This window comes from Chryseobacterium taiwanense (genome assembly GCF_000813825.1).
GTDB lineage: Bacteria > Bacteroidota > Bacteroidia > Flavobacteriales > Weeksellaceae > Chryseobacterium > Chryseobacterium taiwanense.
Map to the genome: position 1 here is coordinate 201,522 of NZ_JWTA01000015.1, position 12,177 is coordinate 213,698.

A 12,177-nucleotide genomic window follows, 5' to 3' on the forward strand; every position below is an offset into this window, starting at 1 on the left:
CTATGAGAAAACTCCTGATCATTTTATTTGCATTTCAGCTCCTCTTGATCCATTCTCAGGTAAAGAAAGATCTGGTCATTCCAAAAAATCCAAGAATTGGACTTTCACTTGCCGGTGGTGGAGCTAAAGGATTTTCTCACGTAGGTGTACTTAAAGTATTGGATTCCTTGGGAGTAAAAGTAGATTATATTGCCGGAACTAGTATGGGAGCTATTGTAGGAGGTCTTTATGCAGCAGGATATTCCGGAAAAGAGATCGAAAAGATCGTGATGGATACAGATTTTTATTCATTAATCATGGATCCCAAAGCAAAACGTCAGGAAACCTCCTTCTATAATAAATCCGTTGATAAATATCTTTTATCAATTCCTTTAAAAAACGGAAAAATCACTCTCCCATCTTCCATCAGTACAGGACAAAAAAATGTTTATTTGCTTAAAGAACTCTTTAAGAACGTTTCGAATATTGATGACTTCTCCAAACTCCCAATTCCTTTCATGTGTGTGGCCACCAATTTGGAAAGCGGCAATATGCAAATTTTTGAAAAAGGAGATTTGGTACAATCCATTATGGCGAGCTCAGCGTTCCCTTCTTTGATGGATCCGGTAAAAATTGGAGACAGTATTTATATCGACGGAGCAATGACGGTAAACTATCCTTCAAAGCCATTAAAGGACAAAGGAATCGATATTGTGATTGGTGTGGATCTTAACCAGGATCTATCCAAAAGAGAGGATTTAAACAATATTATAGCGATTTTAAATCAGGTCATCGATTTCGGAATTAAAAAAGATACCCGAAGACAGTATAAATACACTGACATTAATATAAAGCCTGACCTAAAAGGTATGACGGCAACAAGCTACGATGAAAAGAAAAAAATTCTAGACAGCGGATTTGTTGAAGGCTTAAAATATGTCGATATTCTGGATCAATTGCCAAAGCGTCCGTTTGACCGTCTCAGACAGCAAATAAACCCCATTTATTCCAACGTCTATAAGATTGACAGTATTTCCATAGACGGAGGCAAAATATACGGTAAAAACTACGTTCTCGGTAAAATGGGACTACGACTCCCCTCTCTTGAAACTTACGGAAGTATCAATAGAAAAATAGATAAGCTCGTTGCCACCAATAATTACCGTTTTATCAATTACGACATCGTTCCTGAAAACGATGCCAATTATCTCAAGTTATACGTGACGGAAGATGAAACCCGTCATTTTTTGAAATTCGGATTACATTATGATGAAATTTTCAAAACAGGATTACTCTTAAACTATTCCGCCAAACGCCTATTGTTTAAAAATACAAATCTTTCTTTAGATGTTGTCGTAGGAGATCAGCCTAGATATTACTTAAACTATTTTATAGATAACGGATATATTCCAGGATTGGGAATTTATTCATCAGGAATGAGCTTCACCCTTAGAGATATTAATAATTACGATATAGATAAATGGGAATGGCTTAGAAATGAACTTTACATTCAATCTATTTGGAAAGATAAATTTGCGATTGGAGGAGGATTAAGTCATGATTATTTTGAAGCAGAATCTAACGGTACAAATAAGAGATATAACAGATTTATGAATCCCTATATCTTTTTGAAAAGCGATACTCAAAATGATAAAGACTTCCCTACCCGCGGAATTTACATCAATGCTGAAGGAAAAGTTATAGATTTATTAAAATCAGAGGTTGAAAAAAGACTCGTTCAAGTAAAAGCAGATATCAGAATTAATATTCCGTTGACAAAATACTTTAGCTACCGTCTTAATCTTTACGGAGGAATTACTATCGGAGAAAACCTTCCTCAATTCTATCAATATAGGTTAGGAGGAATTTTCGAACAAAATGTAGTTAATTTTAAAAACTTTGCAGGATTCAATTTTGCTCAGCTGAACACCAATAATGTAATTTTAATTTCCAACGATGTTCAATTTAAGTTTAATAAGAACTATTTCGTCAGCGGAAACTTCTCTTTTGCAAACCTATCAGACGATATTAGTTTTGAAGATGCTGTAAAGTTGAATTATAGTTCCCTGGGAATTACAGCAGGCTATAAATCTCCTTTCGGACAGATAAAACTTAATTTCAGTCACTCACTTAAAAATAATCAAAAAGGCATATTCAGTGTTATTTTAGGACACTGGTTTTAAAACAATGATACAATTCTTCTACGAAAACCTACCCGAATCTGTAAATACAGACTACACAGCTTGGCTGAAAGATATTATTCTTTCAGAAGAAAAAAAGCTTGGTGAAATCAATTATATCTTCTGTGACGACGAATATTTATTGAAAGTAAATCAAGACTATCTACAGCACGATTACTATACAGACATCATCACCTTCGACTATGTGAAAGGTAAAACAATAAGCGGAGAGATTTTCGTATCTTTGCAGCGCATTTCAGATAATGCTTCTACCCTATCCAAAGATTACGAAGAAGAATTAAGAAGAGTTTTGGCTCACGGTATACTCCATCTTTGCGGATATAAGGATAAAACCGAAGAAGAAGAAAAAGAAATGCGTAGAAAAGAAGATCATTATTTAGCAAAATACAATTGACAACAAGCTAAATAAAACGCAATACAAGCTATTTTAGCACGTATTTCAAAACAATGTTTCACGTGAAACATTTATAAAAAAGATTAAAATTTAAGGCTTAAAACAAGCAATAAAAAGATGATTTCAGAAATATATGATGTAATCGTAGTTGGTGCCGGTCACGCAGGATGTGAAGCAGCAGCTGCAGCAGCCAATCTGGGTTCAAAGACTCTGCTTATCACAATGAATATGCAGACGATCGGACAGATGAGCTGCAACCCTGCGATGGGTGGAATCGCTAAAGGACAAATTGTAAGAGAAATCGATGCAATGGGAGGTTACTCAGGAATTGTAGCAGATAAATCTGCCATCCAGTTCAAGATGCTAAACCTTTCCAAAGGTCCTGCAATGTGGTCTCCAAGAACACAAAATGACAGAATGCTTTTCGCAGAAGAATGGCGATTAGCATTAGAAAACACACCAAATCTTGACTTTTTCCAGGATATGGTAAAACAACTTATCGTAGAGAATAACAAGGTAGTAGGAGTTGTTACTTCATTGGGAATTGAGATAAAAGGACGCTCTGTAGTTCTTACAAACGGTACTTTCCTTAATGGATTGATTCACGTTGGAGATAAGCAATTAGGAGGTGGAAGAATGGGTGAACCAAGAGCATTTGGAATCACTGAACAGCTAGTTTCTTTAGGTTTTGAAGCCGGAAGAATGAAGACAGGTACTCCACCGAGAGTAGATGGTAGAAGCTTGGATTATTCTAAAATGGAAGAACAGAGAGGAGATGAAAACCCTCAAAAATTCAGCTATTTAGATACTCCTAAGTTAACCAAACAATTAAGTTGTCATATCGTTTATACAAACGAAACTGTACACGATATTTTACGTGAAGGATTCGATAGAAGTCCTATGTTCAACGGTACAATTCAAAGTTTAGGACCAAGATATTGCCCAAGTATTGAAGATAAAATTAATCGTTTTGCTGAGAGAAACAGACACCAGTTATTCGTAGAACCTGAAGGTTGGAGAACCGTAGAAATCTATGTAAATGGATTCAGTTCTTCCCTTCCAGAAGATGTTCAGATCAAAGCAATGAAGCATATTCCAGGATTTGAGAACGTAAAAGTATTCCGTCCAGGCTATGCTATTGAATATGACTACTTCCCTCCTACCCAATTGAAGCATACCTTAGAGACAAAATTGATCGATAATTTATACTTTGCTGGGCAAATTAATGGTACCACAGGGTATGAAGAAGCAGCCGGACAAGGTCTTATTGCAGGGATCAATGCTCACAATAAAGTAAAAGAAAAGGATGAATTTATCTTAAATAGAGATGAAGCTTATATTGGGGTTTTAATCGACGATCTGATTACAAAAGGTACAGAAGAACCTTACAGAATGTTTACTTCGAGAGCCGAATACAGACTCCTTTTAAGACAGGATAATGCAGATATTAGACTTACTCAGAAAGCTTTTGATTTAGGTTTAGCAAAAGAGGACAGATTACAAAGAGTAAATGAAAAAGTAGCTAAAAGTGAGGAACTTGAGAACTTTCTTCGAGAAACGTCTTTAAAACCGGGAGTGATTAATCCTATTCTTGAAAGTATTGAAAGTAGCCCTGTTGACCAAGCTTACAGAGCTGCTCAAATCCTTACAAGACCTAATATGACATTGAAAAAATTGGATGGAATTGACTTCATTAATGAAGTTTCTTCTACATATAATGATGAAGTAAGAGAGCAGGCGGAAGTAAATATCAAATATAGAGGTTACATCGAAAAAGAAAAAGAGAACGTAGCAAAACTAAATCGTTTAGAAAATATCAAGATTCCTGAAGACTTTGATTATACCAAAATCTCAAGTTTGTCTGCTGAAGCGAAGCAAAAAATGACAAATGTAAGACCAAAAACTATCGCTCAAGCAGGAAGAATCAGTGGAGTTTCACCAGCCGATATAAACGTTTTACTGGTCTATTTAGGACGTTAAATACAAAATGTTTCACGTGAAACATAGATAAAATAAAAGCAAAAATTAAGGTATTTATGAGCTTATTTTAAACTCTAAATATCTTAATTTTTATGATTTAAAGAAACAAATTCAATGAAAATTAAAGATCATTTTCTTTCACAGGAAATATTTGAAATTAAAGAAACAGAGACAAAAGGAGTTTTTAAAACCTCCCCTATCCCATCAAATATTTCTAAATATTATGAAAGTGAAGATTACATTTCCCATCATCAGGATTCAGGAAGTTTAAAAGAAAAGCTTTACAAATTTTTACAATCATTCAATTTACAATACAAAAAAACAATCCTTTTGGATAGAATTCAGAAGGGATCAAGAGTATTGGATTATGGATGTGGTGCTGGAGAATTCGTAAAATATATAGAAAATGATTTTGAAACTTTCGGATTTGAACCAGATTCAGATGCCAGAAAAGCAGCAAAAAATAAAATTTCAAAAGCTACAATTTTAGATAATATCAATGCTATTGAAGATAAAAGTTTAGACGCAATTACTCTTTGGCATGTTTTCGAGCACGTAGAAAATCAGGATGAAATGCTTGAAATTTTCAATAGTAAATTGAAGGAAAAAGGACTTTTAATTATTGCAGTTCCCAACCCTACTTCTTACGATGCAAAACATTATAAAGAATATTGGGCAGCTTATGATGTACCGAGACACATCTATCATTTCTCAAAAATGGGAATGGAAAATCTGATTGCAAAGAAACCAAACTGGAAAATGAGAAAAATTAAACCGTTGGTTCTTGACTCTTATTATATCTCGATGTTGAGCGAAAAATACAAGAAATCACCTCTTTTTTGGCTAAAAGCTACGATCTACGGAACGATTTCTAACGTAAAAGCTATTTTTTCCAACGAATTTTCAAGTTTGATATACATTATCGAAAAAAAATAGAAAATCGATTTTTGGGCTATTTGTAAAGGTCATTTTTTCGAATTTTTAGTATAAAAAGTAAAACTCAGAATTATTTTCTGAGTTTTTTTATTCTGTTCAACTACTCCCCTACTCCATATTCTAATTAATATTTTTTCTAAAAGATAAAATTCTAAAAATTGAATATTCAATTTTAAAAATATGGACAATATGTTAGTAAGTATTCTAATTACTAAAAATATAAAATATTCAACAAATAAAACTAATAGCCTGAGAATCGCTTAAATTATTTTTAATTAATAATTGTACAGTATAGAAGAAAGAGAATAGTACAATTTAAAAAGAGAAAAACCAAAAAAATCAAAAATTTACGTTTCTTGAAAAGATCAAAGCTAATTTGGAAAAAATAACTGAAGTCAAGAGTACAAACTAAGGCTCTGAGAATGCCACAGATTTTTTTTAATTAGTAATTGTTCAGTATAACGGAAAGAAAATAGCAATCATTTAGAAAAGAAAACATAATTAATTTGAAATTTTACTATTCATAAAAAGATTAATGAGATTTTCAAGATGTAGCCATTTTCAAACTTCAAACAAACCCTCTGAGAATCGCGTAGATTTATTTTAATTGATAATTATACAGTACAACAGACAGAGAAAACCTAAAAATTTTCGAGAAAATACTCTTTTAGGCAAAGCAAACTGCCAAAAGTAAAGATATACTAAAGAAATTTTGGAAATTTGAAGCAGAAAAACAAAAGTCTGCTATTGTATAGCAGACTTTTAATATATTTTTTAACTTTAGTTGTTAATGGCAGCAACTCCAGGAAGTTCTAAACCTTCCAAACTTTCAAGCATTGCTCCACCTCCAGTAGAAACATAACTTACTTTCTCGCCATAACCGAATTGTTTTACGAAAGCCACACTGTCTCCTCCTCCTACTAAAGAGAAAGCTCCTTGTCTTGTTGCTTCAGCAATACTGTCTCCAAGAGCAACAGTTCCTGCAGCAAAGTTTGACATTTCAAAAACTCCGATCGGACCATTCCAAAGAATTGTTCTTGAATTTAAAAGAACATCATTAAACTGATCTCTAGATCTTGGACCAGCATCCAATCCCATCCATCCTTCAGGGATCGCATAGATATCTACTTCTTTTTTCTCAGCATCATTACTGAAACTTTCAGCAATGATGGTGTCGGAAGGAAGATAGACTTTTACATTATGTTCTTTTGCTTTTCCTAAAATCTCAAGAGCTAAAGGCAATTTATCTTCTTCAACAAGTGAAGTTCCAATCTTACCTCCAAGAGCTTTAATAAAAGTAAATGCCATTCCACCACCAATAATTAAATTATCAACTGCCGGTAAAACATTTTCTATAATTGTAATTTTAGTAGAAACCTTAGAACCACCAAGTATCGCAGTTACAGGACGTTCACCACTTTTCAAAACTTTATCGATTGCCTGAAGTTCTTTAGCCATCAATAAACCGAAAAACTTAGTCGAAGGAAAGAATTTAGCAATTACAGCAGTTGAAGCATGTGCTCTGTGAGCTGTACCGAAAGCATCATTTACATACGCATCAGCTAATTTTGAAAGCTGTTCAGCAAATCCTTCATCTCCTTTCTCTTCTTCATTATGAAAACGTAGATTTTCCAATAATAGAACCTCCCCTGCTTTAAGTTCAGAAGCAGCCTTTTCAGCTTTTTCTCCCACACATTCCTCAACAAACTTAACTTCTTGTCCTAAAACACTAGAAACCTCGCTTATGATATGTTTAAGTGAAAATTCATCTTTTACTTCTCCCTTAGGTCTTCCTAAATGTGCCATTAAAATTACAGAACCGCCATCTTTAAGAATTTTATCTACAGTAGGCTTTACAGCAACAATTCTTGTATTATCCGTAACATTCAGCTGATCGTCCTGAGGAACATTAAAATCTACTCGTACCAGAGCTTTTTTATCTTTAAAATTAAAGTCATTGATTGTTTTCATATATACTGTTTATTTCTATAGTCATGCGTCGACATTCCAATATCTCCCAAAGCAGGAAATCTTGCAGAGCCGGTTGTCATAAATAATATTGAATTTTCTTTTCACAAATGTAAGATTTTAAAATTTTTGAAAAGCCGCAACCCTGTAAAAGTTTTCAAAAAAAATTTCCCCACAAACCCAACACTCATTAATCAACAATTTATTTTCTTTTAAAAAAAAGAATACGGTATTGTTGTTGAGTGTTGTGAGTTTAGGGGATAACTTTTTAGTTAAAACTTGATAACATGAAATTTTTATTCAATTCACATTTTATTTACAATATAATTTCCTGAAAATGTGAATTTTCATTTGGTTACTAACAAATATTAGTAACTTTTCCCCAATCCTCTTTATTGATAACCGATTTATGGAAAAAATACAGATTACTTGAAAAAAAGTTTTTAAAAATTTTGGGTTGATTTTTTTGGAGTAAGTTTCATTACAAATTTTATCGAACAAAAAAAAAAATATTTTTAGCAAAGTTATCCACAGTTATTCACAATACTCTTAACACTTAATTAGAATTTAACTAACAATTAGTTAATAAGTGTAAAATTTTAGATTTGTGAAAAATCAATAGATTGAATATCAATATTTTGATTAGTTTTTCTAGTGTTTTAAGTGGTTTTGGAAGGAAAATTCTACAGGTGGAGCTTTAAAATGAAAAAAGAGAAAATCTTTTAAAACAGCGGAATTATAAGATATTTCTTCTTTTATGATGTTTTTCAAAATGGTGTTGATTGGTTCCAGGAAATATTTTAATGTATTTACCATAATATAATTAATAAATTTAAAAACTAAATATTTAGTTTAATTAAAAATTAACTACATAATAAATAGAAAAATATAGTTGAGAGTAATAATGATATTACGATACACTTTAAAGTAAATGGACGTATTTTTCTATCTATGGAAGTAACTATAAAAATAAGAATCTTAAACCTTCATAATTCAAGTTATGATAAGGGTTCTAATTCTCTCCTTGGAATTTTAATATAAAAGCTCATGAAACAAAGAAGATTAAAGTTGGATTTAACGTAACTTTGTCAAAGATTTAATTCAGTAGATATAAAATAAAAGTAAAAATGAAAAGAAAAATTGCTATTGCAGGAGATCATGCTGGTTTTGAATACAAGCAGATCCTTATCAAACATTTAGAAGAAAACTTTGAAGTTCAGGATTTCGGTACTTTTTCTACGGACAGTGTTGATTATCCGGATTTTGTACATCCTGCAGCAACTTCAGTAGAAAACGGAGAAAACGAACTTGGAATCTTAATCTGTGGAAGCGGAAACGGCGTTCAGATCACTGCCAACAAACATCAGAAAATCCGTTGTGCACTTTGCTGGATGCCGGAAATTGCGGAATTGGCAAGACAACATAATGATGCAAATATGATCTCGATCCCAGCAAGATTCATTGCAAAAGAAGTAGCGATAGAAATTGCAAATAAATTTCTTTCTACAGATTTTGAAGGTGGAAGACACCAAAATAGAGTTAATAAAATTGCAGTTTGCTAAAATGATAAAGGCTTGTAAATCATATTACAAGCCTTATTTATTTTTTATTTTATATCTTTGCAATGTCCAATAGATTTTACCAGTCTATTATTTCCTACGGAATCCTTTTAGTATGTAAAAAATATTTAATAGAAGGTTTTCTCCTCTCTTCTCCATTTTTGTAGTAATTTTATACAAAGTCAAGCTTCCATTATAAGTTAATTGGAAAAAACTATAATGTATTTAATTTTAAAAATAAGTATAAAACCATTGAACGGAACTATATGAGATTGCTATTCTTTTGTTTTTTATTAATAGGAAATTTTTTTAACTCTCAAATTCGAAAAGATACATTGGGAGAAATTAAATATCCTGATTGTGTAGAGTTTGATAAAAAAGATAAAGAATATTATGACCGTTTAATGGAAGAATCTAAAGAAACTGATTATTCAGGATTAGCAGATGTGATTATTAAAAATATTAATACAAAAAGCTTAAAAACTAAAAATTTAAAATTATATATTCGGAAAATTAGAACAATTTGTGGTAATGAAATTGATTATTCTGTTTGCTCTTCTAAGATAAATATTATAAATCCAATATATAATGAATATAAATTTTGGACTGAAAAATCAATAAAAGATCTCAGTAAAAAATTAGATAAAAACCTGATATTTGCTGTGAAATATTATGGTTTTGGTAATTCGGAAATTTTTTTAAATGAAGAAACCTATTCTGATAGGTATGTATCAAAAGAAGTAAGAAAATTTATTACAAGCCAAAAGAAAGGAACTTATAATGAAGCAAGTTTTTATTATATCCCTTCTTCAGAAAAAGTAAAGACTGAGGTTGAAAAAGCAGATTATTTGAGTCTACATTTTACAAACCACTTAAAAAAAATTGTAGTGGTAAAATATAATATTAATGGTGAAGATATCTATAAAACGTTCCAATATGATCATAAAAAATGGAAGGTAATAGATAATAAAAATGAATTTAAATTTATAAACTAATGAAAAAAAGAAAATATATAAGTCAAAAAAATGACCATAAACTCATGGAAATCGGAAGATTAATCTTGCGTTTCATGAATGAAAATTCCACAAAAATCTATAACTATAAACAGATTGCTGATGGAATAGATTATAAAAATCCAAGACAGAGAGAGCTTGTGATTCAGGCTTTACATAAGCTTCAAGCTTCCGAAAGAATTAAGGAAACTGAAAAAGGAAAATATATCATCAATCTTAATATAAAAGGAACGTTAACAGGGAAAATTGATTTCAATCAATCCGGGAATGCTTACGTAAGTGTTGAAGGGTTGGAAGATGATATTTTCATTCATTCTAAAAATGTAAAAGATGCGTTGCAAGGAGATAAAGTTTTAATTGTAACCTATACTTATAAAGGAAAGAAACTGGAAGGTTCTGTGCTGGAAGTATTGGAAAGAACCAGAACGGAGTTTGTAGGAACTTTACAGGTGGTTACTCATAAAGATTTCGGATTTGTTGTTTGTGATAAAAAATCGATCAATACAGATATTTTCATTCCAAAAGGAAAATTTGGAGGTGCTGAAGACGGTGATAAAGTCATCGTAAAAATGACAGAATGGAAACCGGGAGATAAAAATCCGGAAGGTGAAATTATCCAGGTTTTAGGAGCTCCGGGAGAACATGAAACAGAGATCCACTCTATTCTTGCAGAATATGGTTTGCCTTACGAATTCCCTGAAGAAGTAGAAAGAGATGCCGATAAAATCGACAGAAGCATCAATGATGAAGAAGTGGCAAAACGTTGGGATATGCGTGGAATTACAACATTCACCATTGACCCGAAAGATGCAAAAGATTTTGATGATGCGTTGTCCATCAGGAAATTAGAAAACGGAAACTGGGAAATCGGAGTACATATTGCGGATGTTTCACATTATGTAGTTCCGGGAACTATTTTAGATGATGAAGCGTACCAAAGAGCAACTTCGGTGTATTTGGTAGACCGTGTTGTACCGATGCTTCCGGAAGTATTGAGTAACGATGTGTGTTCGCTTCGTCCGAATGAAGACAAGTTTACCTTCTCTGCGGTTTTTGAATTGAATGATAGTGCTGAAATCAAAAAACAATGGTTTGGGAGAACAGTAATTCATTCGGACAGAAGATTTACGTATGAAGAAGCACAGGAAAGAATTGAAGGGAAAGACGGAGATTTTAAAGAAGAAATTCTTGTTTTAGATAAGCTGGCGAAAATTATGCGTCAACAAAGAATTAAAAACGGAGCGATCACTTTTGACAGAAGTGAAGTTCGATTTAATTTGGATGAAAACAACGAGCCTATCGGAGTTTACTTTAAAATAAGCAAAGATTCCAACCATTTGATTGAAGAATTCATGTTGTTGGCGAATAAAAAAGTATCTGAATTTGTTTCAATAAATAAAAAAGGAGATATCACTCAGAATACCTTTATTTATAGAGTCCATGATGATCCGGATCCGGCAAAATTAGAATCTTTAAGAGATTTCGTTTCTACTTTCGGATATAAAATGGATCTTGCCAATACCAAAAAAGTTGCTGAATCTTTAAACCGATTATTGCATGATGTAAAAGGGAAAGGCGAAGAAAATATGATTGAAACATTAGCGATGCGAAGTATGAGTAAAGCGGTGTATTCTACGGAACCAATTGGTCACTATGGTCTTGGTTTTGATTATTACAGCCACTTCACCTCTCCTATCCGTCGTTATCCGGATTTGATTGCTCACAGATTGCTTCAACATTATCTGGATGGAGGAAAGTCTCCAAACAGACCGGAACTGGAAGAAAAAGCAAAACATTGCAGTTCTATGGAAAGATTGGCAGCAGATGCAGAAAGAGATTCTATCAAATTCATGCAGGTGAAATTCATGGAAAAACACTTGGGAGAAACTTTCAATGGAGTGATTTCAGGAGTTGCTGAATTTGGTTTCTGGGTTGAAATTCCTGAAAACGGTGCAGAAGGTTTGATTAAATTGAGAGATTTAGTAGATGATTCATACATGTACGATGCAAAAACTCATGCTGTATACGGAATGAAACATGGAAAAAAATATCAATTGGGAGATCAGGTTCAGATAAAAGTGGTAAAAGCGAACTTAATCCAAAAGCAATTGGACTTTAAGATAGTTGAATAATTAAATCATAAAGTT

General features: G+C 32.4%; 8 protein-coding genes. 7 read left to right on the plus strand and 1 reads right to left on the minus strand.

Annotated elements, in window-relative coordinates; genetic code table 11:
- The first annotated feature begins 2 nt into the window (after positions 1-2).
- The 4 genes from RM51_RS15605 to RM51_RS15620 all read left to right on the plus strand — a co-directional run bounded on the left by RM51_RS15605 (position 3) and on the right by RM51_RS15620 (position 5,490).
- Positions 3-2,162 carry a patatin-like phospholipase family protein gene (locus RM51_RS15605; RefSeq protein ID WP_052248530.1) on the plus strand — a complete coding sequence of 720 codons (2,160 nt, stop codon included), beginning with the start codon at positions 3-5 and terminating at the stop codon, positions 2,160-2,162.
- 4 nt (positions 2,163-2,166) lie between these two features.
- Complete coding sequence (ybeY, locus tag RM51_RS15610) at positions 2,167-2,574, plus strand: rRNA maturation RNase YbeY (protein ID WP_039371624.1); 408 nt, start codon at positions 2,167-2,169, stop codon at positions 2,572-2,574.
- 117 nt (positions 2,575-2,691) lie between these two features.
- The gene (gene mnmG, locus RM51_RS15615; protein WP_039371627.1) at positions 2,692-4,554 is read left to right on the plus strand and encodes a tRNA uridine-5-carboxymethylaminomethyl(34) synthesis enzyme MnmG; all 1,863 of its coding nucleotides are present in this window, start codon (positions 2,692-2,694) and stop codon (positions 4,552-4,554) included.
- 114 nt (positions 4,555-4,668) lie between these two features.
- Positions 4,669-5,490: a class I SAM-dependent methyltransferase gene (locus RM51_RS15620; RefSeq protein WP_039371630.1), complete on the plus strand. Its 822-nt coding sequence runs from the start codon at positions 4,669-4,671 to the stop codon at positions 5,488-5,490.
- A 780-nt stretch (positions 5,491-6,270) separates the two neighbouring features.
- Here RM51_RS15620 and RM51_RS15625 read toward each other — a convergent pair.
- On the minus strand, positions 6,271-7,461 hold the full coding sequence (locus RM51_RS15625; protein ID WP_039371633.1) for a phosphoglycerate kinase: 1,191 nt from the start codon (positions 7,459-7,461) through the stop codon (positions 6,271-6,273).
- Between the two features lie 1,124 nt (positions 7,462-8,585).
- Here RM51_RS15625 and rpiB point away from each other — a divergent pair.
- The 3 genes from rpiB to rnr all read left to right on the plus strand — a co-directional run bounded on the left by rpiB (position 8,586) and on the right by rnr (position 12,162).
- The gene (gene rpiB, locus RM51_RS15630; RefSeq protein ID WP_039371636.1) at positions 8,586-9,020 is read left to right on the plus strand and encodes a ribose 5-phosphate isomerase B; all 435 of its coding nucleotides are present in this window, start codon (positions 8,586-8,588) and stop codon (positions 9,018-9,020) included.
- A gap of 263 nt (positions 9,021-9,283) precedes the next feature.
- Complete coding sequence (locus RM51_RS15635; protein WP_039371639.1) at positions 9,284-10,012, plus strand: hypothetical protein; 729 nt, start codon at positions 9,284-9,286, stop codon at positions 10,010-10,012.
- Complete coding sequence (gene rnr, locus RM51_RS15640) at positions 10,012-12,162, plus strand: ribonuclease R (protein ID WP_039371642.1); 2,151 nt, start codon at positions 10,012-10,014, stop codon at positions 12,160-12,162. The genes RM51_RS15635 and rnr overlap by 1 nt, the downstream gene beginning before the upstream one ends.
- Positions 12,163-12,177 lie beyond the last annotated feature (15 nt).